The sequence below is a fragment of the Shinella sp. genome (genome assembly GCF_035998705.1).
Taxonomy (GTDB): Bacteria; Pseudomonadota; Alphaproteobacteria; order Rhizobiales; family Rhizobiaceae; genus Shinella.
In genome coordinates this window covers 540296-563417 of sequence record NZ_DASYHH010000008.1, presented here as the reverse complement: position 1 = coordinate 563417, position 23122 = coordinate 540296, and the positions used below count along the sequence as shown (strand labels likewise).

Here is a 23122-nt window from a genome sequence, read left to right as displayed (position 1 = left end):
ATTCTGCCGCCACTATATATTGCGTTGGGCGATGCGAATGCGAGAGGTAACGGCACCCATTCGGAAGATTCTCGCTCAGTCCTCCAGCGTGCCCGGCTTGCGGTCCTTTCGGGTCGCCTCGTGGCAGGCGATCTTCATCAGGTCCTCGCCGCGTCGGGCATAACGGGCAGAGGTGCGAGTGGCGATCAGCCCGTCATGGCCCGCCTTCACCGAAAGCGTGCCGTCCGGCTGCCCGGGCCGGGTGATCAGTGTCGCCAGCAGGTCGCCGGCCTTCACCGTTTCGCCGATGTCGCGGTGGAAGAGCACCGTGCCCGGTTCCGGCGCGCGTACCATCTCAATATTGTCGAGCGGGATGGCCGGGCCGGCATAGTCCTTAGCCCGGTAACTTGGATCGGACACGACGCCGCGGCCGGCGAGGAACTGCCACAGGCCCGCCGCATCCGCCTTCGCTATGTCCGGATAGACATCGCGCCGGCCGCGCAGTTCGACGGTCACCGCGAGACGGCCAGGCACAGTTTTCAGCTTGTCGCCGCCCTGGTGCTTGAAGGCATGGCCGACGGCCTCCTCGAAAGCGCTGCTTTCGCCATCGGAGAGAAACACGGCCTGCATGTCGAGCGCGCAAGCAAGGTCGGCCGCCTCAGGCCAGAAGGCATCATCGATATAGGCATATTGCAGGGATTCGTCGTCGCAGTGCAGGTCGATCACGAGATCGGCGCCGAGTGCCGTGTGCAGGAGCGTGCGCTTCAACCGGTCGGCAGCGCTGCGGCGGTCGAGATTTTCCAAAAGCGTCTCGCGCTCGGCGAGCGCGATCAGCGGGAAGTCGCGGTTGAAATTGGTGCGCGAGCCAAGCTCGAACCGGCCCTGCATCTCGCCGAAATGCGATTGCGCAAGCCCGATCGGGTTGGCCTGCGGGATCACGGTAATGTCGCCGCGGATCGCACCGTCGGCTTCCGCCTTTCGCAGCATTTCCAGCAGAAAGTGCGTGAGCGCCGTACCCGGCAGCTCGTTGGCGTGCAGCGCCGCCTGGATATAGACGGACGGCGCCTTCGCATCGCTGCCCTTGAAGCGGAAGACGGGCAGGCGCCATTCGATGCCTGTGGTATCGCCGCCGATGATGATCTCCGAATGCTCCACGTCGTTTCCTCGCTAAAAGGTTTTTGCGACGGTTTATGCGAATTGCCGGCGGATGACGCAAGTCCCGGCAAGAAACGGGTTGAAAGCGGGCGGGCAAAGCCCGATCTTGTGACGAAACGGGAACGGAGGAGCCGATCATGCCCGGCAAGACCCATTTTCTAATCTTCGACACCGACGGCGGTCCCTGCGGCATCGCCTGGACGGCCGCTGGCGTCGTGCGCTTCCAACTGCCGGGTGACGATGCCGCCACCACGCGCCACCTCCTGCTGCGCCACCTGCCCGAGGCGGAGGCCGACGACCCGCCGCCAGCGATCGCCGAGACGGTCGAGGCCGTCAAACGCTACTTCGCCGGCGAGCAGGCGGATTTTTCGAAAGTCCCGCTCGACCTTGCCGGCCAGAGCGCGTTCTTCCGCGCGATCTACGATGCCGCGCGCCGTGTCTCCTGGGGCGAGACGACGACCTACGGCACGATCGCCCGCGACCTCGGTGCAGGCCCCGAAATGGCGCGCGAGGTGGGTCAGGCCATGGCAAAGAACCCCGTCGCCCTCATCATTCCCTGCCACCGTGTGCTCGCCGCTGGCGGCAAGGTCGGCGGCTTCTCCGCCCCGGGCGGCGCCTCATCCAAGCTGAAGATGCTGGCGCTGGAAGGGATTTCCTTCGCGCCGCCCGAACCGGCGCAACACTCTTTCGGGTTTTGAGCACGGCTGTTCGAAATCATCCGCCTTGACTATCTGCCTACTAGTTGGTAGTTTTTCGATATGGGAAACGTATCGACCAAAGCCGAAGACATTGTCAGCTGCGCCCGCGCCCTGATTATCAAGGGTGGCTACAACAGCTTCAGTTATGCCGATATTTCCAGCGTCGTCGGCCTTCGCAAGGCCAGCATCCATCATCATTTTCCCGCCAAATCGGATCTCGTCCGCACCGTCGTCAGGCAGTACCGGGAGGAGGGAGAAGCGGGGATCGCCGCACTGGAACGCAATGTTCCCGATCCGCTCGATCAACTTCGTGCCTACATCGGATATTGGGAGGCGTGTATTACTGACGCTTCACACCCATTCTGCGTCTGCGCCCTGCTGGCCAGTGAGATCCAGGTCCTTCCCGAAGATGTCGCGCTCGAAGTGCGCGGGCATTTTCGAACGCTCTCGGAGTGGCTCACATCCGTCCTGGAGCGCGGCATTGCAGAAGGCCGTTTCGCTCCGCCCGGGACCGCCAGGGAAAACGCCGAAATGCTCATGGCGACCGTGCACGGCGCGATGCTTTCGGCGCGCGCCTATGGCGACGCCACCATTTTTGGCGTGATAACAAAGCCGTTGCTGGACCGCATCGCTGCCTGAAACCGGAGCTCCGCCGACGGACGCCTATACGCCCTCGCAGCCTATCAACTAGTAGATAGCTTCTCTTTCGCAAAGCTCACATCGTCCATTTGACGAGAAAGGTCATGTCCATGTTCGGAATTTCCACCCTTGGCTGGGTCCACACGATCGGCAGCCTGCCAGCCATCCCTGCCGCCCTTTACATGATCGCACGGCATGGCCGTATCGTTCCGAGGTCCGGATTGGGCGCTCTCTATCTTGTGTCCATGCTGATCGGTGCCGCGACCGTGTTCCTGGTCGCGCATCAGCCGGTCAGCTACGGCATCGGCATCGCGACGATCCTGCTGCTGCTGGCAGGTTATGGCGCCGAACGCGTTCTGCGGCCGTCACCCGCAGCCAGGTATATTGAAATCATCTGTCTGACGCTCAGCGTCTTTCTTCTGATGCTGCCGACCGTCACGGAAATCCTGCGCCGCGTCCCGGACGGCCACCCGCTGGTCACCGATCTGAAATCACCGCTGCTTCTCGGAGCTCAGGGCACGCTGCTGGCGCTTCTCATCGTCGGCTTGACCGCCCAGATTCTCTATCTGCGCAGGGCAGGGCAAGGCCGCGCCAAACGGTCATAGTATCGCGCGGCCTGCCAAAATCATTCCCACTCGATTGTGCCCGGCGGCTTGCTCGTCACGTCATACACGACGCGGTTGATGCCGCGGACTTCGTTGATGATGCGGGTCGCGGCGCGGCCGAGGAAGTTCATGTCGTAGTGGTAGAAGTCTGCGGTCATGCCGTCGACGGAGGTGACGGCGCGCAGCGCGCAGACGAATTCGTAGGTGCGGCCGTCGCCCATGACGCCGACGGTCTGGACGGGGAGCAGCACGGCGAAGGCCTGCCAGATCTTGTCGTAGAGGCCGGCCTTGCGGATCTCGTCGAGATAGATGGCGTCTGCTTCGCGCAGAATCTCCAGCTTGTCGCGGGTGATGCCGCCCGGGCAGCGGATAGCGAGGCCCGGACCCGGGAAAGGGTGGCGGCCGATGAATGAGTCGGGCAGGCCGAGTTCGCGGCCGAGCACGCGCACCTCGTCCTTGAAGAGCTCGCGCAGCGGCTCCACCAGCTTCATGTTCATGCGGTCCGGCAGGCCGCCGACATTGTGGTGCGACTTGATGGTGACCGAGGGGCCGCCGGTAAACGACACGCTTTCGATGACGTCCGGATAGAGCGTACCCTGGGCGAGGAATTCCGCGCCGCCGAGTTTTTTGGCCTCGTCCTCGAACACCTCGATGAACAGGCGGCCAATGATCTTGCGCTTGGTTTCCGGGTCGGAGACGCCTTCCAGCTCGCCGACAAAACGATCGACGGCGTCGACATGGATGAGGTGCAGGTTGTAGTGCTCGCGGAACATGGCGACAACATCGGCCGCTTCGTTCTTGCGCATCAGGCCATGGTCGACGAGGATGCAGGTGAGCTGCGCGCCGACCGCCTCATGGATGAGGAGCGCGGCAACGGAACTGTCGACGCCGCCCGAAAGGGCGCAGATGACGCGCTTGTCGCCGACCTGCTCACGGATGGCTTCCACGGCGCGGGCACGATAGGCCGACATCGACCAGTCGCCCTTGATGCCGGCGATCTTGTGCACGAAGTTGGAGAGCAGCTTGGCGCCATCGGGCGTGTGCACCACTTCCGGGTGGAACATGGTCGTGTAGTAGCGCTTCGCCTCGTTGACGCAGATGGCGAAGGGGGCGTTTTCCGAGGTGCCGATGATCTCGAAGCCTTCGGGCGCGACGGTGACGCGGTCGCCGTGGCTCATCCAGACCGGATATTTTTGGCCGACCTCCCAGAAACCGTCGAACAGCGGGCTGCTTTTAAGGATCTCGACATCGGCGCGACCGAATTCGCGGGCATGGCCGCCTTCGACGGTGCCGCCGAGCTGGGTTGCCAGCGTCTGCTGGCCGTAGCAGATGCCGAGGATCGGGAGGCCGGAATCGAAGGCGATCTGCGGTGCGCGGGGGCTGCCGTGGTCCAGAACCGAGGCGGGGCCGCCGGAGAAGATGATCGCCTTCGGCTGCATACGGTGGAAGGCTTCTTCCGCCGACTGGAAGGGGATGATCTCGCAATAGACGCCTGCTTCGCGCACGCGCCGCCCGATGAGCTGGGTCACCTGGCTGCCGAAATCGATGATGAGAACGCTGTCGGGATGAGCTGTCTGGGTCATGGCGAGCCTTTAATGAAAAACCTCGCGGCGCGCAACCGGGGGACGGCCGGATTTTCAGCCGTTGCGCACGATCGTGCCGCTGGCGATGGCTGCTTCCAAGGTGTCGACGGCGGCGGCGAGCTTCTCGTCGATCACATGCAGGTATTCCGTCCAGTCGCCGATATGGGTGAGCTCGGCCTTGCCGTCGGAAATGCCGCGCAGCCCGATCAGCCGCACGCCGAAAGCCTGGCAGGCGCGCAGTTCGGCAAAGGTTTCCATCTCCACCATGTCCGCGTCGATATCGGCATAGGCCGGGCCGGAGACGATGTTCGCGCCGGTCGAGAGCCGGGCTTCCGGGATGCCGGGAATGCGGACGGGCAGTTTTACCTCCACCGGCAGGTCGAGGAAGGGCGTGGCGCCCCTGGTGAAGCCGAGCGGCGAGGCGTCCATGTCGCGGTAGGAGACCGATATCGCCTGGTAGACGCCGGTCTGTTCCAGCGTCGCCGATCCGGCGGAGCCGAGCGAGACGACGAAATCGGGCAGCTGCGCCTCGGATTCCAGGTGGCTGAGCGCCAGCGTCAGTTGCACGGCGGCCTCCACGGGGCCGACGCCGGTCATGAAGGGTGTGATGCGGGCCTTGAGGTGCGGGCCGTATTCGGCGTCGACGGCCATGACATAGAGGATGCGGTGGCTGCCGACGGTCTTGAGGGTGACGCTCATTCGGCGATGTCCTGCCGGCCGCGCACCACCATCATCGTGCCCGTCATGGAGGCGACGAGCTTTGCCGGCCCGTCGGAAATGGCATAGCCGCGCCCGTCGGCAACGATGATGTTGGAGCCGGGCTTGGTGACCTCGCCGCGGAACAGGAAACGCTCGCCGCGCCCCGGCGACATCAGGTTGACTTTGAACTCGATCGTCAGGATCGAGGCATCGGCATCGATCACCGAATAGGCGGCATAGCCGCAGGCGGCGTCGAGGGCGGCGGAAATGATGCCGGCATGGAGGAAACCGTGCTGCTGCGTCAGCTTCTCGTCGAAGGGCAGCTCGATCTCCACTGTGCCGTGCTCGACGCGGGTCAGCTCGGCGCCGATCAGCGCCATCGCGGGCTGGCGCGCGAAACTTCGGGTGATGCGGCCGGCGAAATCGGCCGGCTGGAAATCGGTCATGGTGCACACATGTCTGCCGGTACGCCGGCCTGGAGCGAAAGTCGCCGACGTTTGCATGGCGCTTGCTGCACTGCAAGCGTCTTTCAGTTCAGCGCGAGAATTGCCGCGTTCAGCGCCGTCGCGAAGGCGACCCAGGCGAGATAGGGCAGGAAGAGCAGCGCCGCCGTCCGATCCTGCCGCCAGGAGACCAGGATGAAGCCCACGACGCAGACCAGCAGCCCGAGGATGATGATCATCGCCGACATCGGGTCCTGCAGGCCGAAGAAGGCGGGCGACCAGGCGAAGTTGAAGACCAGTTGCGCAAACCACAGGCGCATCGCGATCGAGCGGCGCAGCGGCGACAGCCAGATGCGGGCACCGACCACGCCGATGATGACGTAGAGGATGCTCCAGACGGGTGCGAAAACCCAGTTCGGCGGATTGAACGAGGGTTTTGCCAGCGACTGATACCAGTCGCCGGGCACGTTGTTGGCGCCGATAATGAGGCCGCCGCCGAGGACGAGGATGATGAAGGCGAGATAGACGAGGGGCTTGTTGTTCATGCGCCTGGAACTAGCGCGCCGTGTGCTGCCGTCCAGAGGGTGCGGTCATCGGCGCAGGCTGGCGATATGCTGGTCCCAGGCGATATCCGCGCGGCGTCCGGCAAAGCGGCCGTCATAGGAGGAGACGGCAAAACCGTGCGGTCCGGCCGCGATGCCGGCGGCATCCGTGACGGTCTCTTCGCGCAACACGCGGCCGGTCTTCGCATCGAGCACGACGAAGCGCCCGCCGTTCGGCGAGGTGAGGCCGACGAGGTTTTCGCGGCGGTTGACGGCGATGGCGCCGACATAGTTGGCAAGGCCGATGATGGTTTCTTCGGGGAGAGACACGAAATGCAGGTCCTCGCCCTTGCCGAAAGAGCCGACGAGCGGCGGCAGGTCGTTGCGCGGGCCTTCATATTGGCAGGCGAACCAGATGCGGCCCTTGTCGTCGAGGTCGATATGGCGGGTGGAAAGCTGGCGGAGTTTTTCCGGCAGCGTGTGGCGCTCGATGAGCGCGCCGGTCGCGGCATCGATGAGCGCCAGCGACGGCTCCATATGGTCGAGATTGAGCTTGGTGCGGCCGAAATCCGGATGGGTCTCGATACCGCCATTGGCGGCGATCAGCATCCGGCCGTCATCGCTGACCGAAAGATCGTGCGTGCCGATGCCGTAGGTCGCATATTCGCCGATGCGGCGATAGTTTTCGCGCGCATCGTAGAGGCCGATCACGCCGCGATTGGCGTCGAAATCGTTCTCGCTGGCATAGAGCAGCCGGCCGTCCGGCGAAAAGCAGCCATGGCCGAAGAAATGCCGGTCCTCGGCGGCGGCGATCGTCACGGGGGCTGCCTTGCCGGTTCGGTCGATCACCAGCGCAAAAGTGCCCGGCCGCCTTGCGAAGGCGACGAGATGACCGGTCGCGGGCGAAAAGGCCATGCCGTGGCTGCGGGCGGGTAGCGGCGTCCTGTCGATGACCGCGCCATCTTCCGCAAGCACGGCGATACCGAAGCTGCCGTCGCGATCCCGGTAGCCCGAGGCGAAGACGGCGTCGGTGCGCGACAGCGCGAAGGATTGGCGGGCATCGAGCGACGCGATCCAGGCAGCCCCCGCCATGCGCAGGAAGCTGCGCCGGTCGAGAAGTGCGCTATGGACGCCGGCGCCCCGCATCAGTCGCCGTCCGAGAAGGAGAAGCCGGAGCCGAGCCCGATGGCGCCGCCATAGCCGGCGTCGAGGCGCAGGATCAGGTCGCGCGTGTTGACGAGGAGGAAATTGATCTTCTGCTGCTCTTCCGGCGTCGAGACGGCCTTTTCCACGTCCGGATCGACCATCGGGGCGATGTGGCCGAGCGATTTCAGCACGAAGTCGATATTGTCGTTGATCGATGCGAAATTCGGATCGACGAGCTCCCGCATGCCGGACGTGTCGAACAGCACTTTCAGGCCTTCGATATTGGCGGAAATCGACGTCCAGGTGTTGCCGGAGCGCCAGAACACCGCCGATTTCGGCCGCGCGATGCCACCATTGCGATAGAAGGTTTCGATGCGCTGGTCGCGCACCGCCTCCGCGCCGTGCACAAGAATGCCGAGCAGCGCGGTGATCGCCTCGCGGCCGGTGCGGAAAACGGGATTTTGCGGACCGGGATGTTTCCAGTCGTTCTGCACGCCATCCGGCGCGTCCCAGGCCGCCACGAGCTCACCGGCCGTCGTCTCGATATGGGTGGCGACGGCGGCGGCATAGCGGCAGCGGAAGCCGTCCGGCTTGTCCATCAGCGTCTCGGCGCCCGTACCGTAGAGCGCGAATTCGATGGCGCCAAAACCCTGGATCGCGACGCTCTTGCCGCCCATCGTCGCGGCGTCGGTGTCCTTCTCCTCCTGCTTCCGGAGAGCCGCCTGCACCTGTTTCAGGCCGGTGCCCTTGCGGTCGGGGTAGAACAGGATGCGCTCGAAGCGGTTGTCGTCGATCACGGGGCCGATGCGCACGATCTCGATATGCCCCCAGTCGGTGACCGCCTGGCGGAACGCATCGTCGACGGCCTTGCGGCTGGCGTCGGACGGCGCCTTGCAGAAGGCGCCGGTCGCCTCCGCCAGCTTGCCGGCAGAGGCCTGGAAGGTCCGGTAGCCGGGGCGGATGACGTCGTCGACGGCGCGCGTCATGATGCCGGTAACGATCTGTTCCGTCAGCTCCGGCGGCACGGGCGTGCTGCTCTCCTGGGCGAAGGCCGGGAAAGTTACGGAGAGCATCAGACCGGTGGTCAGAAGCAAAGTATGCAGTCGTCGCGATCCCCCCTCTGCCCTGCCGGGCATCTCCCCCTCAAGGGGGGAGATTGGACGGAGCATCGTTGCACCCATTCTCGACAGTGCCGTCCGAGCGACGTTCCTGCCCCTTGCCGATCTCCCCCCTTGAGGGGGAGATGCCCGGCAGGGCAGAGGGGGGTGCACTTCGCCAAAGGCGGTCACGATTCTTTCGAAAAGCGAAGCCAAGCGATGGAAAGAGGGACGCCGGATCATCTAAAGGCTCTCCAGGAAGGTCAGAAGGGCGTCGCGGTCTTGTTTTTCCAGCGTGGCGAAGCGGTCGCGCGCCGTCTTTGCCTCGCCGCCGTGCCAGAGAATGGCCTCGGTGAGGTTGCGGGCGCGCCCGTCATGCAGGAAGAACGTATGGCCGTTGACGGTTTTTGTAAGGCCTATGCCCCAGAGCGGCGGCGTGCGCCATTCCTGGCCGCTCGCAACCCCGACCGCCTGCCCGTCGGCAAGGCCTTCGCCCATGTCGTGCAGCAGGAAATCGGAATAGGGCCAGATGAGTTGGAAGGCATGGGCCTTGTTTCCGGCATCGCGCCGGGTCACGAATTTCGGCTGGTGACAGCTGGTGCAGCCGGTCTCGTAGAAGACGCGTTTTCCCGCAAGCGTCTCGGCAAAACTCGCCTTGCGCCGCGCCGGCACGGCAAGGTTTTCCGCGTAGAAGGTGACGAGATCCATGATCGGCGGCGGCGCTTCCACGTCGCCAAGCCGCGCCTGCACGCCATTCGGGCGCTCCAGGCAGGCGGTCTGGGCCGGCATGCAATCACCCTGATGCAGCGGCACTTCCGGCGTCGAAATGCCGATATCGTGGGCGAAGGCATCGGCGCTCTGCCGGCGCACGGAGGCGGATTGCGCTTTCCAGCCGAAGCGGCCGAGCGTCTTTTTGCCGGTCTTGGGATCGATCGCCACGGCCGCCTTGCCGCTGATGCCGTCGCCGTCCGCATCCTCCGGGTCGGCAAGGGCCAGAATGTCCGCCTCGTGGATCGCCTGGACGAGGCCGAGGCCGAGCATCGGCTGGGTGACGCGCGGCGAGAGCGTCGTCGTCCTGTCGAGGTCGCCATAGGCGAGGTCGGCGACGGAATAGATCGGCCGGCGCAGCATCACGACCTCGCCGCCGGCAAGCGTCACGGCTTCCTCGGTATAATCGATCACCATGCGCCCCTCGGCCTTCAGGCCGGGGACGGCGAGGTCCTGCAACTGGCGGCCGTAGATCGGGTCCGGCAGGCTCATCTCGCTGAAATTTTCGAGCGCCGCTTCTTCCTCGGGCGTCACGGCGGCGCGCGCCAGGCGCAGGAACATCGAGGTCGCCTCGGCGGTACCCTCCGGCGGATGTCCCCGGCCGTCCTTGATGTGACAGGATTGGCAGGAACGCGCGTTGTAGAGCGGCCCAAGGCCGTCGGAGGCCTGCGTGGAGGAGGGTGAAGACACCCAGAGTTTCTGGAACAGCGCATTGCCGAGCTTGAAGGTCTCTTCCTCGGCAAAGCTGATATTTTCCGAAAAATGCGAAAAGCTGTTCAGGTTGACCGAGGCAAGCGAGGTTGCCGCGCCCCCGGACATTGCCTCGTACTGTTCGGCCGCCGAAAAATCCGTGGTGAGCCGCGTCACGGCAGCGACGCGTTTCCGATCCGTCTCCGAGAGGTCGTCACGACCCTGGTCGGCGGAATAGGCCTTCCCCAGGACAAAAACGCCCGCCACGACGGAGACCGCGGCGAAAACCGCGAGCAGACGACGGGCGGGGCGTTCTGTCATTGCGAAATCGGGCCGCATGCTAAAGACGCGGCCCGCCTTCTATCATTGGAAGACAGCGTTAGGATTATCCAGGCTGTCGGAGCCTTCAAGCTCGATCTTGCCGATATCGAGCGACGCAATGACGCGCTCGATCGTCTTCGTCTGGTCGATCAGGGTGTCGATGGCGGTCTGGACGACCTTGTTGCCCTCGACATTGCCTTCGCCGATCATCTGGTCATAGGCCTCGCCGCCTTCGGCACGATCCACCAATGCCTTGAAGGCCGCATGGCTCGCATCGAGCTTCGCCTTCATCTCGGTGTCGATCGCGGCGTCCTTTTCCGCGACCAGTTCCGAAAGCGACGGGCCGGTCAGTTTCGAGCCGTCGGCCCGGGTATATTCGCCCGTATAGACGGTCTGGATGCCGACGACGTCGTAGTAATGCGAGTTGTGCGTGTTGTCGGAGAAGCAATCGTGCTCTTCTTCCGGATCGTGCAGCAGCAGGCCGAGCTTCATGCGCTCGCCGGCCAGTTCGCCATAGGAGAGCGAGCCCATGCCGGTCAGCATGGCCGTGATGCCGGCCTTTGGATCGGCGGTCACGTTCTTGGTGGCGTCGCCTTCTGGCGCCCAGGCGGCGACCATCTCTTCGAGGTCGGTGACGAGCAGCGACGAGGCGGCCTTCAGGTAGGCGCCGCGGCGGTCGCAATTGCCGTTGGTGCAATTGGCCTTGTCATAGTCCGAGGCCTGGCGGTTGCCCGCGCCCTTGCCGGTGCCGTTCAGGTCCTGGCCCCACAGCAGGAATTCGATGGCGTGGTAGCCGGTCGCGACGTTCGCCTCGACTTCGCCCGCCTCGTGCAGTTCCTGCAGCACGGCCGGCGTGATCGTGGTGGCGTCGATCGTCTTGCCGCCGATTTCCAGCTTCGGATTGGCGATGACATTGCCGACGAACAGCGCGTTCTCGTCGCTTTCCGTGCCGTAGCTCGGGTCGACATAGTCGATCAGGCCTTCGTCGAGCGGCCAGGCATTGACCTTGCCTTCCCAGTCGTCGACGAGCGGGTTGCCGAAGCGGTAGGCTTCCGTCTGCTGGTAGGGCACGCGGGACTTCAGCCACGCTTCACGCGCGGCCTTCAGCGTCTCGTCGCTCGGCGTGGCGACAAGCGCGTCGACCGCCGCGTCGAGCGCCTTGGCGGCCGCCAGCGAGTCGGAATATTTGGCATGGGCAATGTCAGCATAGTGCTTGACGATCGCAGCCGGATCGGCCGCCGCATGGGCGGTGCCGATGGCAAGGCTCGACGTCGCGGCAGCAAGCACAAAGGCAGCCGCGCGAAGGAAGGATGTGGTCATGACGTCTCCTGGTGTCCTGTTCGATGTGTCCCCCGACACCGGACGTGGCGGCACGCCTCCCTGGCGTCCGTCGCCCGGATGGACCGGCAGGCAGGCCGGACCCGGGTTTATTCAGGCGTTATTGTCATGGACCAAATAAAAACTGGTGTCAAAGTGTATAGTTTAGAACGGTTTCAAGCTGTTCCACACATTTGACAGAGCGCAACAGTGGGGACGCCGCAGCCGTCAGGCCCGGCGGCCCATCACGCAGAAGAAGAAGCCGTCCGTATCGGTGGAGGCTGGCGTCAGCGTCACCGTCTTCTTATCCGTCGACCATGGCTGCGGCTTGTCGGTGCCGAACAGGTCCTGCCAGGCCTTGGCGGCCGAAAGGATCTCGAATTCCGGGTTGTTCTCGCAGAAAGCATGGACCTGGTTTTCGTTTTCCTGCGGCAGGATCGAACAGGTGACGTAGAGCAGCGAGCCGCCGGGACGCACGAACACGCTCGCATTGGCAAGTGCCTCCTGCTGCTGGCCAAGGCGTTCTTCCAGGTTCTTTTCCGTGAGGCGCCACTTGGTGTCCGGCCGCCGGCGCCAGGTGCCGGTGCCGGTGCAGGGCGCGTCGACCAGCACGCGGTCGAAGCGGCCCGTAAGGGCGGCGAGGCTCGTGATGTCCTGGTGCACCTGGACGTTGCGGGTGCCGGCGCGCTTCAGCCGCTCGATGATCGGGGCGAGGCGCTTGCGGTCGGTGTCGTAGGCGTGCACCTGGCCCTTGTTGTTCATCGCGGCCGCCATGGCGAGCGTCTTGCCGCCGCCGCCGGCACAGAAATCGAGCACCTGCTCGCCCTCCTGCGGCAGCACGAGATCGGCGACGATCTGCGAGCCTTCGTCCTGCACCTCGAACCAGCCCTTCTGGAAGGCGAGGTCGGCGGTGACGTTCGGCAGGCGCGACGGACCTTCGCCGGCGGGAATGCGGATGCCCTGGCGGGCAATGGGGGAGGCGACGGCGGCGCTGCGCTCCAGCGCCTTCAGCACCTTGTCGCGGCCCGCCTTCAGCGTGTTGGCGCGCAGGTCCAGCGTCGGGCGGCCGGCCAGCGCCTTGGCCTCGTCCAGCCATTTGTCGGAAAAGTTTTGCTCGAAGGACGGCTGGATCCATTCCGGGATGTCGCCCTGCACATGCGGCGCCGCCTCATCGAGGTTGCGGGCGCGGAAGGCGGCAAGCTTGTCTTCGGACAACAGTTCCGGGGCAAACCGGTCGCCGTCGAGTTCGGCGGCGATCGCCTCGGGCGTCAGGCCCCATTGGCGCAGCAGCACGGCGTAACCGAGGGCCGTGGGGCTGTCGTCGTCCATCAGATAGGCGTGCGATAGTTTCATGCGCAGCGCGTCATAGACGATGTTGCCGATCGCGGCGCGGTCGCCGGAGCCGGCGAAGCGATGGGAGAGACCCCAGTCCTTGAGCGCATCGGCGACGGGGCGCCGCCGCGTCTCGATATCCGTCAGAACCTCGATGGCTCCCGAAAGCCGCCCACCCAATCGCATAGGTTTACTCCGTTTTGCGTCGTGGTAGCGGCGGAACGCGCCGAGAGCAAGCCGGCGCGGTCAGATTAGAGTTTGTCAGGGAAAAGTGGGAACCGGTTTTCCCGGAAAGACAAACGAAACAAAGAAACCTGGAGGCTGACTTAGCCGATGACCTCGAAACAGATCTTGGCGTGGCCGGAGCGGATCATTCCGATGTTGGAGGCGGCGGCCTTGGACAGATCGAGCACGCGGCCGCGGATGAATGGGCCGCGATCGTTGATGCGCACCACGACGCTCTTGCCGTTGTTGGCGTTGGTGACCTTCACCTTGGTGCCGAAGCGCAGGCTGCGATGGGCGGCCGTCATGAGGTTCGGGTTCATGCGCTCGCCGGAGGCGGTGCGCGAGTGCAGCGCATACCAGGAAGCGCGACCGCAACCGGCCGCCTGAGCATCCGTGAAGGTAACGAAGGTGGAGGAGGCGGCGACGAGGGAGGCAAGAGCCACACTGGAGAGTTTGAGCACCATGTTCGGATGACCTTCCGGGCAAGTTGTGAATTTCCGCTGCTATGCTCGCCCTATGAGGAAGCAAAAGTGGCGAAAACGTGCCTCAACCGGCCGCAATTCTGTCAAAGGCCATCAGGATATACAGTCCATCGCCCACGATGGATTTTTCATCTTCGTTAACGTGACAAGAAAAATGCTTCCGAATCAGTCGCTAAACTGGATCGACTGTAAAGCTGGAATGCTTGTGCGGGGATCGTGCAAATTTTCGGAAAAAACTTTCAATATTAGCTATCGCTGCGCATGAATCCGGCGGCAAAATTGGGGCAAGTAAATTTATGGTTGTATAAAAGCGCAAAAGTCGGGGCTGCCGGCACGCCTCCCTCAGCCGCGCCAGCGCCCGGAGGACCAGAGGTCGGCGAGCGATTGGCGATAGTTCGGGAAGCGGAATTCGAAGCCGGCAGCACGCAGCTTTGCGTTCGAAACGCGCTTGTTCTCTCCATAGAAAGACCGCGCCATGGGGGAAAGTTCCGCCGTCTCGAACGGAATATCCGGCGGCACCGGCAGGCCCATCAGCCGGGCGGCCTCGGCAACCACGTCCTGCGGCGGGCCGGGCTCGTGGTCGGTGATGTTCCAGACGCCGCCCAGGCGCTTGCCCGCAAGGAACAGCGCCGAGCGGCCGATATCTTCCACACGGATGCGATTGAACACCTGGTCCGGCTTGATGAGGCGGCGGGCGGTGCCGTCCTCCATGTTGCGCAACGCATTGCGTCCCGGCCCGTAGATGCCGGCAAGGCGCAGCACGGCGACGGGCAGGCCGGAGGCCTTGCCGAAGTCGAGCCAATGGTTCTCCGCCTCGACCCGCTCGACCGAGCGGGCGGACACGGGGTTCAGTTCCGTGTCCTCGGTGACCCAGGCGCCCTTGTGATCGCCATAGACGCCGACGGTGGAGAGATAGCCGGCCCATTCGAGCTTCGGCATCAGGACGGACAGCGCGGGGCTGCCGGCGCGAAACAGCGGATCGCCATCCTTGCCGGGTGCGATCGACTGCACGACATGGCTGGCGCGCGCCATGTCGGCGGCAAGCGCTTCCGAGATCGTGCCACCGTCATAGAGTATAGGCTCAATGCCAAGGGTGCGCAGACCCTCTGCTTTTTCGGCGGAGCGCGTCGTGCCGGAAACGGAAAAGCCGGCCTCCCTGAAAACGTCGCCGATGGCCTTGCCGGAAAAACCGGCGCCAAGGATCAGGAGATGCGTCATCGACAGTCCGCCTTCGCTCTTTCATATTCCGCGCGCACATCCGCGTCCGCGTCGTACGCCCTTCCTGCCGCAAATTCTTCGAATTCACCAGCGGTCATGAGGCGCGAGAGCGCCCATGCGGCCATGCCCCGCACCACCGGCGCGGCATCGTCGGCAAGCAGGACACATCGGTCGATCAGGCTGCGGTCGCCGGAATTGCCGGCGGCGATCAGCACATTGCGCACGAAGCGGTCGCGGCCGATGCGCTTGACGGGCGAACCGGAGAAATGCACGCGGAAGCCGGGATCGTCCAATGCCAGCAGGTCGGCAATCGCCGGCGCCTTCAGCTCCTCGCGCGCCTTGAGCTTCATTTCGGAAGCGCTGGCGGCGAACTTGTTCCAGGGGCAGGCGGCCAGGCAATCGTCGCAGCCATAAATGCGGTTGCCGATTTTTTCCCGGAATTCCGGCTCGATCGGCCCCTTGTGCTCGATGGTGAGGTAGGAGATGCAGCGCCGCGCATCGATCTTGTAGGGGGCCGGAAAGGCATCCGTCGGGCAGGCGTCGAGGCAGGCACGGCAGGAACCGCAATGGTCGCGCTCCGGCTCGTCGCGGAAGAGGTCGGCGGTGGTGAACAGGCTGCCGAGAAAGAGCCAGGAGCCGTGCGTGCGGCTGACGAGATTGGTGTGTTTGCCCTGCCAGCCAAGCCCGGCAGCGGCCGCCAGCGGCTTTTCCATCACCGGCGCCGTGTCGACGAAGACTTTGACATCCGCCCCGCCGCGCGCCGCAAACCGCGTCGCCACTTCCTTGAGCTTGCCCTTGATGATGTCGTGATAGTCGCGGTTCTGTGCGTAAACCGAGATCGCCGCCCGGTCCGGCTTGTCGAGCACGTCGCGCGGATCGTGCTCCGGGCCGTAGTTCATGCCGAACAGGATGACGGAGCGCACGTCGCTCCACAGCACGCGCGGATCGGCGCGGCGGGCTTCCGTCTCTGCCATCCACTCCATGGTGCCGTGATAGCCGGCGGCGAGAAAATCGGCGAGCCGGGCGGGCGCCTGCGGAATGGAATCGGGGCCGGTGATGCGACAGAGATCGAAGCCCTTGTCGGCGGCCTCCGCCTTGACGAAGTCGGTCAGGCGGCGCCGGATCCTCTCGTCGCCCGACATGTGTCCGTCCTCAGAAGTCGAGGTCCGCGTAATGCGAGACCGGGGTGACGCCGCGCACGCGCTCGGCGAGCAGCGGGCGGAAGGAGGGGCGGGATTTCAGCCGCTGGTACCAGTCCTTGGCCTGCGGCGCGTCCGCCCAGTTGATCTCGCCCATATAGTCGAGCACCGAGATCATCGCAGCGGCGGCAAGGTCGGCATAGCTGAGGCGGTCGCCGGCGAGATAGGTGCGTGAACCCGCAAGCCAGGAGAGATATTTCATGTGCTGGCGGATGTTGGCGCGCGAATTGCGCAAGATCTTGCTGTCCGGCGGGCCGCCGCCCTGATCCGAGGTCATCTGCAGCTTGAAGATCCGTTCACGCACCAGCGGGCGTGTCACGTCCTGCTCCATCTTCTGCAGGAACCACTCTGTCAGCCGGCGGATTTCCGCGCGTTGAAAAGGGTCTTCGGCAAGCAGCCGGCGATCGCGCTTCAGCACGCCGTGGGTCTCGTCGAGATATTCGGAAATGATGCTCGCGCCACAGAGCGCCCGCATGCTGTCGTCGACATAGACAGGCAGGGTTCCGGCCGGGTTGAGGGCCAGGAAATCGCGTCGGTTTTCCCACGGCGCTTCTTCGGCAAGCTCCGTCTGGAAGCCATATTCCGCCAGTATCAAGCGGACGAAGCGCGAAGCGGAAGACATCGGGTGATGATAGAGTGTGGGCATGAACGCTGCTTTTACTCGTCTTGCGGAAGGGGCGATGCCGGGCCTGCCGCTTGACGCGGACCTGATTTGGCGACGGCTGATTTGACGAACCTATAGAAATTTGGTGGTACAAACACAAGCGAATCGGGCTTTTTGCCGTTAGAGCCCCTAACAAAATCTCCGGCGGAGGATTGCCGAGGGATTTTCGTCGCTCGCGAGGAGCCGACCGCAGTCGATGTGCAGCATCGGCGAGGATCGGCGACGAAGGGAGAGACGAAAAGCACCGGAAAGCCGACCCGGAGGTTTTGTTGGGGGCTCTCAGTCCGCTTCGTTTTCATGCTTTCCTTTCCCAGCATCAAGGAACTTTCATGGCAGACCAATCGATTGTCAGCGCCCTCATTCTCGGTCTCATCGAGGGCCTGACCGAATTCATCCCGGTGTCCTCCACCGCCCATATCCTGCTTGCCGGGCACTTTCTCGGTTTCAAGTCGCCGGGCAACAGCTTTGCCGTCCTCATCCAGCTCGGCGCCATTCTGGCGATCCTGTCCGTCTATGCGGCCAAGCTGCTGCGCATCGCCTTCGACCTGCCATCGCGCCCGGAGGCGCGCCGCTTCGTCCTCAGCGTGCTCTTGGCCTTCCTGCCGGCCGCCATCATCGGCGCCATCGCGCATGATTTCATCAAGACGGTGCTCTTCGAGACGCCGATGCTGATCTGCATCGTGCTGATCGTCGGCGGCGTCATCCTGTATGTGGTCGATCGCCTGCCGCTGACGCCCCGTTACACGGATGCGATGACCTATCCGCCGTCGCTCGCCTTCAAGATCGGCCTCTGCCAGTGCCTGGCGATGATCCCCGGCACCTCGCGCTCGGGTGCGACGATCGCCGGCGCCCTGCTGCTCGGCACGGACAAGCGTTCGGCGGCGGAGTTTTCGTTCTTCCTCGCCATGCCGACCATGGTCGGCGCCTTCACGCTCGACCTCTACAAGAACCGCGATGCGCTGTCCTCGGATGATCTGCTGATGATCGGCGTCGGCTTTGCGGCCGCCTTCGTCGCGGGCCTCTTCGTCGTTCGCAAGCTGCTCGACTATGTGTCGCGCCGCGGCTTCACGCTGTTTGCCATCTGGCGCATCGTCGTGGGCACGCTCGGCCTGATCGGCCTGCTGATCTTCGGTTGAAGATTTTGGTCTCGGCCGGTCTCAGGATCGGCCGAAGCTTACTTGGCGACCGATGCGGTCGTGCAGGGGTCGACGCCGTAAGCCGGCGAACAGCCGTGCTTGCCGGCAGACACCGTTCCGGGCGCGGCAAAGGATCCGGCCACGATGATCAGAGCCGAAAATCCGAAGAAGATTGCAATTGCCTTGCCCATGGGCCGGGAGCCTCTCAAAGTCCTGAAAATACGCCGCAGAACTGTCATCAGTACGACGCGACGGGGGCGGTGTTTATTCGCTGGTCCGACGACAATCAATATCGCGTCATGCTGAATCACGGGTAAATGCCACGCAGCTTTTTTTAACCGCTGCATAAGTGCAACAGAGTGCTCAAAGCGCTTTCGAAAACGAACCGGCCGCCGCGGGGTTTTCCCTCGCGACGGCCGGTTTTCACTGCGGCAATGGATGGGTCAGGCCGTCTTGTCGATCTTGGTGAACTGGCCCTGCTGGCGGTAGCGCACGAGATAGCTCGGCAGGATCGCCTCGACGAGGGTCGGCTGGATGCCGATTGCCTCGAGGGTGCGGCCTTCGTTGCGGGCCGCCTCGGAGACCACGGTGTCCGAGCGCAGCAGCGTCACCTGGTCGGAGGTCAGCGGCGGCGCGATGAAGGGCACCAGCGAGGCGATGGAGCCGATCAGCGAGGCGATGCCGAAGGGCAGCGACACGAGCGGGTTCTTGCGGTCGACGACGCGCAGCATCAATTCCAGACACTGGCGGAAGGTCAAAACTTCCGGGCCGCCGAGTTCGTAGATGCGGCCGCGTTCGATCGTGCCGTCCACCGAGCGGGCGACCGCTTCGGCGACGTCGGCGACATAGACCGGCTGGAACTTCGTGTGGCCGCCGCCGATCAGCGGCAGGACCGGCGCATAACGCGCCATGGTGGCGAACTTGTTGAAGAAGCCGTCCTCCGGGCCGAAGATGATGGAGGGACGCAGGATCACGGCATCCGGCACGGTACGCAGCACCGCGGCTTCACCACGGCCCTTGGTGCGGCCATAGGACGATTCGGACTTTTCGTTGGCGCCGATCGCGGAAATATGGGTGAGCTTGGCCCCGGCAGCACGCGCTGCCTCGGCGACCGCGCGGGCGCCAAAATCCTGGACGGCGTCGAAGGTGTTGCGGCCGGCCTCGAAGAGCACGCCGACGCAGTTGACGACGTGGTCGGAGCCTTCGACGGCGCGGTCGACGGACTGGCGATAGCGCAGGTTCGCCTGGACGAAGGAAATCTGGCCGACGCCGCCGATCGGCTGGAGGAAACCGGCGAGATCCGGCCGGCGCACGGCGACGCGGATACGGTAGCCGCGGCGCGCCAGCGCGCGCACCACATGACGCCCGACGAAGCCCGAGCCGCCGAAGACGGTGACGAGCGGCGGAAGGTTGGACAAGGTCATGCGGGCAGCTCCTGAAGAGTAGGAAAGGTGGGTAGGGCCTACATAGCCCAAAGCGCCGGCAAGGTGAAGCGCGGCGAAGCGTCTCTCCTGCCGGGGTTTTCGCGGTGGCTCAGATGCCTTCGACGACCACCATTTCCGCATCCGCCACTTCCTGGCGGATGGCGGCGGCGATCTGGTATTCCGGCGAGTTGTAACAGTCGACGGCGGCTTGCAGCGAGGGGAACTCGATGATCACGTTGCGGGCGCGAACATCGCCTTCGAGACGCTCGAACGCACCGCCGCGGGCGATGAAATTCGCGCCGTACTTCTCGAAGGCCGGCTTGGCGGCGGCGACATAGTCCTTGTAGCGCTCGGTATCGCGCACATCGACCCGTGCAATCCAGTAGCCCTTCGGCATGTCTCTCTCCCTTGGTTTCAGGCGTTCAGCGCGCCGTCCATCTCGGCGAGGATCGCCGTGGTGGCGGCAAGCGGGTCGGCGGCGTTGACGATGGGCCGGGCGACCACGAGGTGGCTGGAGCCGGCCTTCAGCGCATCGGCCGGCGTCATCACGCGCTTCTGGTCGCCGAGCTCGGCACCGGCGGGGCGGATGCCGGGCGTGACGATCGCCATGTCGGCGCCGACGATCTTGCGCACGGCATTCGCCTCTTCGGCGGAGCAGACGACGCCGCCCATGCCGGCGATGCGCGCCTGTTCGGCGCGGCGCAGCACCAGCGTGTGGGGGTCATATTCATAGCCGGCGTCGATGACGTCCTTGGCATCCATGGAGGTGAGGACCGTGACGCCGAGCAGGCAGAGGTCGGACCCCCTGGCGGCGGAGACCGCGGCGGCCATCGTCTTCGGATAGGCATGCAGGGTGAGCATGGACATGCCCATCTTGACGATGTTTTCCACGCCCTTTGCCACCGTGTTGTCGATGTCGAGCAGCTTCATGTCGAGAAAGACCTTCTTGCCGTCCTTGGCAAGGTCGCGGGCGAATTCGAGGCCGCCGGCAAAGACCAGCTGATAGCCGATCTTGTAGAAGAGGGCCGTGCTGCCAAGCGACCGGACCACCTTTTCCGCCTCCGCGATGGTGGGAACATCGAGGCCAACGATCAGGCGGTCGCGCGAGGACATGGTCAAATCCCTTTCCAAAACTCCATTGGCGTCCAGTCGCATGTGACAGCGCGGTCTGCAAGCCGGAAAGCGAAAAGATTGCCGCCACCGCCCGGCTGATCGCCGTCGCGACGGATCGGCGTGCCCTTGAGATGGCACTTCAGCAGCGTACCGACGCCGCCATGGCCGACGAAGGCGATGGGGACGGTCGGGTCGTGGCCGGCCAGCACCCGCTCGACGGCGGCAACGATGCGCGCCTGCGCGTCCACCGCCCGCTCCCAGCCGCGAAAACTTATCTCCGGATGGGCGAAGAATTCATCCGCTGCCGCCTCGAAAGCAGGAGGCGGCAGAAAACCCGTGGCGGAGCGGTCGTTCTCGCCCATGGCATGGTCGGTCTCGACCGGGATCCGGCCGCCGGCAAGAATGTCCGCCGTCTCGATCGCCTTGCGCTCCGTGCTCGCGACGAAGCGGCCGATCTGCCGCGCCCAGCCGGCTCCAGCGGCAAGCAAGGCCCGCGCGCGGCCGCGCTCGGAAAGACCCCAGTCGGGCACGGGCACGGCCGGGTCGATCAGCACCTGCGGATGGGTAATGTAGAGCGCGAACATCGCCGCCGCTCAGTGCGTGCGGCGGTAGGTCCACAGCTGCGCCGGCGGTATGTTGCGCACGACGAAGTCGAGATGGCTGATCTGGTAGCGGTCCGGCATGGCGATGACGGGGGAGAGCGGACCGTAGGAAATCTGCACGACGGGGCGGCCGACGGGAATGCGCGTCAGCAGATCCTCGATCATCGAGACGCGCTTGTGCATCGGGAAATTCAGCAGCGGCACGGCGGAAACGACGCTGTCGAAGGTCGTCTCGCGCAGATCGCCGAGCGTCTTGTCGAGATCGAAGGCATCGCCGTTGATGAAGTTGACGCCGTGAAAACGCTCGACGAGGTGATTGTAGAAATCCGTGGAAAATTCGACCGACGTCAGTTTTTCCGGCGCAAGGCCGGTGCCGAGGATCGCCTTGGTGATGACGCCGGTGCCGGGACCGAGTTCCAGCACGGGAAGGCCGGAGGCGGGATTGACGACACTCGCCATGCGGCGCGCGGTGATGGAGGAGGTTGGGATGATCGAGCCGACCGCCCGCGTATTGCTCATCCAGCCCTTGAAGAAGCGGATCTCGTCGTCGAATTTCTTGCCGAGCCGTTCCTTGACCTTCACACGCAGCGTCATGCCGTCCCCCTTCATGGTATCGCTTTTCCGGCCGGCGGCGGGCGTCATTCCCGTCCGCGCATTCGACCATGGCGAATATGTGACGCGGTTTGCGTCAAAAACAAGTCTGATTGCGCCGTCGCCCGCAAGTTTCTAGAGCAGTTCCAGCAAAAGTGCGAAGCGGTTTTGCGTCCGGAATTGCGTAAAAACAAAGAAGGCAGCGTTGCTACCTTAAAAAAAGAACCCGCCGGATGCCGGCGGGTTCCGTGAACGGTTTCCGGATGCTGCCGGCGGCCTATACGCGCATCGGCATGAGCACATAGAGCGCGTCGTCGCCGGCGAGATCGCGCACCAGCGTCGGCGAGCCCGGATCGGCCAGCATGAACACGGCTTCCGTGCCGGAAAGCTGCGAGGTGATGTCGAGCAGGTATTTGGCGTTGAAGCCGATTTCCAGCGGATCGTTGTCGTAGCCGACGGCCAGTTCTTCCGTCGCACTACCCGAATCCGGGTTGTTGACGGTGAGCGTCAGCTGGCCTTCGCCAAGCGCCAGCTTCACGGCGCGGCCGCGCTCGGAGGAAATGGTGGACACGCGGTCGACGGCCTGCGCGAAGGACTGGCAGTCGATCTTCAGTTCCTTGTCGTTGTTGGTCGGGATCACGCGCTGGTAATCCGGGAAGGTGCCGTCGATCAGCTTGGAGGTCAGCACGATCGAGCCGATGGTGAAGCGGATCTTCGCGTCGGACACTTCCACCGTGACGACGAGTTCCGGATTGTCGACCAGCTTCTGCAACTCGCCGACCGTCTTGCGCGGAATGATGATGCCCGGCATGCCTTCCGAGCCCGACGGCGCTTCGACATCGGCGCGGGCGAGGCGGTGGCCGTCGGTGGCAACGGCCCGCAGCTTCAGCGCGCCGTTGCTCTCGATCGTGTGGATGAAGATGCCGTTCAGGTAATAGCGGGTCTCTTCCGTCGAGATCGCGAACTGCGTGCGATCGATCAACATCTTCAGGTCCGTCGCCTTCAGGCGGAACGTATGGGAAAAGCTGCCGGCGGTAAGGTCCGGGAAGTCGGATTGCGGCAGGCATTGCAGCGAGAATTTCGAGCGGCCGGAGGTGACCGTCATCGAGGAGCCGTCGGCGTTGGTGGCGAGCGCCACTTCCGAACCGTCGGAAAGTTTGCGCACGATGTCGTAGAGCAGGTGCGCGGGAACGGTCGTGGCACCCGCCTGCTCGACCTGTGCCGGCGTCGCCTCGGTGATCTCGAGGTCGAGGTCGGTCGCCTTCATGTCGAGGCTGGCGCCGTCAGAGCGCAGAAGCACGTTCGAGAGGATCGGGATCGTGTTGCGGCGCTCGACCACGCGGTGAACGTGGTTCAGCGACTTCAGGAGATTGGACCGCTCGAGAGTAATGCGCATGGATGTATCGCTTTCGACCGCTTGCACGCCGGAGCACCGGCGCGGCATTGCCTTGGAA

At 64.3% G+C, this 23122-nt stretch carries 25 protein-coding genes; 4 read left to right on the top strand and 21 right to left on the bottom strand.

Going from position 1 to position 23122, the window contains the following annotated elements:
* Window positions 1–75 precede the first annotated feature (75 nt).
* A complete protein-coding gene (locus VGN93_RS05705) occupies window positions 76–1134 on the bottom strand; it encodes a succinylglutamate desuccinylase/aspartoacylase domain-containing protein (protein WP_327506684.1) in 1059 nt (352 codons plus the stop codon).
* 137 nt (window positions 1135–1271) lie between these two features.
* On the opposite strand from VGN93_RS05705, the gene VGN93_RS05700 reads away from it, so the two are divergent.
* From VGN93_RS05700 to VGN93_RS05690, 3 genes are all read left to right on the top strand, one after another.
* Window positions 1272–1832 (top strand): methylated-DNA--[protein]-cysteine S-methyltransferase, encoded by a 561-nt coding sequence (locus VGN93_RS05700; protein WP_327506683.1) that lies wholly within the window; start codon window positions 1272–1274, stop codon window positions 1830–1832.
* 60 nt (window positions 1833–1892) lie between these two features.
* Window positions 1893–2471 carry a TetR/AcrR family transcriptional regulator gene (locus VGN93_RS05695; RefSeq protein ID WP_327506682.1) on the top strand — a complete coding sequence of 193 codons (579 nt, stop codon included), beginning with the start codon at window positions 1893–1895 and terminating at the stop codon, window positions 2469–2471.
* Window positions 2472–2581: 110 nt separating this feature from the next.
* A complete protein-coding gene (locus VGN93_RS05690) occupies window positions 2582–3076 on the top strand; it encodes a hypothetical protein (protein WP_327506847.1) in 495 nt (164 codons plus the stop codon).
* 20 nt (window positions 3077–3096) lie between these two features.
* On the opposite strand, the gene guaA is transcribed toward VGN93_RS05690, so the two are convergent.
* The 13 genes from guaA to VGN93_RS05625 all read right to left on the bottom strand — a co-directional run bounded on the left by guaA (window position 3097) and on the right by VGN93_RS05625 (window position 16784).
* On the bottom strand, window positions 3097–4659 hold the full coding sequence (guaA, locus tag VGN93_RS05685; protein WP_319322353.1) for a glutamine-hydrolyzing GMP synthase: 1563 nt from the start codon (window positions 4657–4659) through the stop codon (window positions 3097–3099).
* A gap of 54 nt (window positions 4660–4713) precedes the next feature.
* Window positions 4714–5358 carry a 5'-methylthioadenosine/S-adenosylhomocysteine nucleosidase gene (locus tag VGN93_RS05680; RefSeq protein WP_327506681.1) on the bottom strand — a complete coding sequence of 215 codons (645 nt, stop codon included), beginning with the start codon at window positions 5356–5358 and terminating at the stop codon, window positions 4714–4716.
* The gene (locus VGN93_RS05675; RefSeq protein WP_327506680.1) at window positions 5355–5804 is read right to left on the bottom strand and encodes a PaaI family thioesterase; all 450 of its coding nucleotides are present in this window, start codon (window positions 5802–5804) and stop codon (window positions 5355–5357) included. Before VGN93_RS05675 ends, VGN93_RS05680 begins: the two co-directional genes overlap by 4 nt.
* Window positions 5805–5887: 83 nt before the next feature.
* The gene (locus VGN93_RS05670) at window positions 5888–6346 is read right to left on the bottom strand and encodes a TspO/MBR family protein (protein WP_327506679.1); all 459 of its coding nucleotides are present in this window, start codon (window positions 6344–6346) and stop codon (window positions 5888–5890) included.
* Window positions 6347–6391: 45 nt separating this feature from the next.
* Window positions 6392–7489: a DUF1513 domain-containing protein gene (locus tag VGN93_RS05665; RefSeq protein ID WP_327506678.1), complete on the bottom strand. Its 1098-nt coding sequence runs from the start codon at window positions 7487–7489 to the stop codon at window positions 6392–6394.
* A complete protein-coding gene (locus VGN93_RS05660; RefSeq protein ID WP_327506677.1) occupies window positions 7489–8562 on the bottom strand; it encodes an imelysin family protein in 1074 nt (357 codons plus the stop codon). Before VGN93_RS05660 ends, VGN93_RS05665 begins: the two co-directional genes overlap by 1 nt.
* 267 nt (window positions 8563–8829) lie before the next feature.
* The gene (locus VGN93_RS05655; RefSeq protein WP_327506676.1) at window positions 8830–10365 is read right to left on the bottom strand and encodes a di-heme oxidoredictase family protein; all 1536 of its coding nucleotides are present in this window, start codon (window positions 10363–10365) and stop codon (window positions 8830–8832) included.
* Window positions 10366–10407: 42 nt separating this feature from the next.
* Entirely contained in the window at window positions 10408–11685 is a 1278-nt protein-coding gene (locus VGN93_RS05650; protein ID WP_327506675.1) for an imelysin family protein, read from the bottom strand.
* Window positions 11686–11910: 225 nt separating this feature from the next.
* Window positions 11911–13200 carry an RsmB/NOP family class I SAM-dependent RNA methyltransferase gene (locus VGN93_RS05645; RefSeq protein WP_327506674.1) on the bottom strand — a complete coding sequence of 430 codons (1290 nt, stop codon included), beginning with the start codon at window positions 13198–13200 and terminating at the stop codon, window positions 11911–11913.
* A 140-nt stretch (window positions 13201–13340) separates the two neighbouring features.
* On the bottom strand, window positions 13341–13703 hold the full coding sequence (locus VGN93_RS05640; protein WP_319322384.1) for a septal ring lytic transglycosylase RlpA family protein: 363 nt from the start codon (window positions 13701–13703) through the stop codon (window positions 13341–13343).
* A 360-nt stretch (window positions 13704–14063) separates the two neighbouring features.
* Window positions 14064–14939 carry an SDR family NAD(P)-dependent oxidoreductase gene (locus tag VGN93_RS05635; RefSeq protein ID WP_327506673.1) on the bottom strand — a complete coding sequence of 292 codons (876 nt, stop codon included), beginning with the start codon at window positions 14937–14939 and terminating at the stop codon, window positions 14064–14066.
* Window positions 14936–16081 (bottom strand): tRNA epoxyqueuosine(34) reductase QueG, encoded by a 1146-nt coding sequence (gene queG, locus VGN93_RS05630; protein WP_327506672.1) that lies wholly within the window; start codon window positions 16079–16081, stop codon window positions 14936–14938. Before queG ends, VGN93_RS05635 begins: the two co-directional genes overlap by 4 nt.
* A 10-nt stretch (window positions 16082–16091) precedes the next feature.
* Entirely contained in the window at window positions 16092–16784 is a 693-nt protein-coding gene (locus VGN93_RS05625) for a glutathione S-transferase family protein (protein ID WP_319322394.1), read from the bottom strand.
* Window positions 16785–17131: 347 nt separating this feature from the next.
* Here VGN93_RS05625 and VGN93_RS05620 point away from each other — a divergent pair, with 347 nt between their 5' ends.
* Window positions 17132–17938, top strand: a complete 807-nt coding sequence (locus VGN93_RS05620; RefSeq protein WP_327506671.1) for an undecaprenyl-diphosphate phosphatase — start codon at window positions 17132–17134, stop codon at window positions 17936–17938.
* A gap of 38 nt (window positions 17939–17976) precedes the next feature.
* On the opposite strand, the gene VGN93_RS05615 is transcribed toward VGN93_RS05620, so the two are convergent.
* The 7 genes from VGN93_RS05615 to dnaN form a co-directional block, all read right to left on the bottom strand.
* On the bottom strand, window positions 17977–18129 hold the full coding sequence (locus VGN93_RS05615; RefSeq protein ID WP_319322400.1) for a hypothetical protein: 153 nt from the start codon (window positions 18127–18129) through the stop codon (window positions 17977–17979).
* A 252-nt stretch (window positions 18130–18381) separates the two neighbouring features.
* Window positions 18382–19362 (bottom strand): complex I NDUFA9 subunit family protein, encoded by a 981-nt coding sequence (locus tag VGN93_RS05610; RefSeq protein WP_327506670.1) that lies wholly within the window; start codon window positions 19360–19362, stop codon window positions 18382–18384.
* A 109-nt stretch (window positions 19363–19471) separates the two neighbouring features.
* The gene (locus tag VGN93_RS05605; protein WP_256118149.1) at window positions 19472–19759 is read right to left on the bottom strand and encodes a DUF1330 domain-containing protein; all 288 of its coding nucleotides are present in this window, start codon (window positions 19757–19759) and stop codon (window positions 19472–19474) included.
* Between the two features lie 17 nt (window positions 19760–19776).
* A complete protein-coding gene (gene pyrF, locus VGN93_RS05600; RefSeq protein ID WP_327506669.1) occupies window positions 19777–20475 on the bottom strand; it encodes an orotidine-5'-phosphate decarboxylase in 699 nt (232 codons plus the stop codon).
* A 2-nt stretch (window positions 20476–20477) separates the two neighbouring features.
* Entirely contained in the window at window positions 20478–21059 is a 582-nt protein-coding gene (locus VGN93_RS05595) for a histidine phosphatase family protein (RefSeq protein ID WP_327506668.1), read from the bottom strand.
* Between the two features lie 9 nt (window positions 21060–21068).
* Window positions 21069–21671, bottom strand: coding sequence for a phospholipid N-methyltransferase PmtA (gene pmtA / locus VGN93_RS05590; protein WP_256118144.1), 603 nt, complete (start codon window positions 21669–21671; stop codon window positions 21069–21071).
* A gap of 274 nt (window positions 21672–21945) precedes the next feature.
* Window positions 21946–23064: a DNA polymerase III subunit beta gene (gene dnaN, locus VGN93_RS05585; RefSeq protein ID WP_256118143.1), complete on the bottom strand. Its 1119-nt coding sequence runs from the start codon at window positions 23062–23064 to the stop codon at window positions 21946–21948.
* Window positions 23065–23122 lie beyond the last annotated feature (58 nt).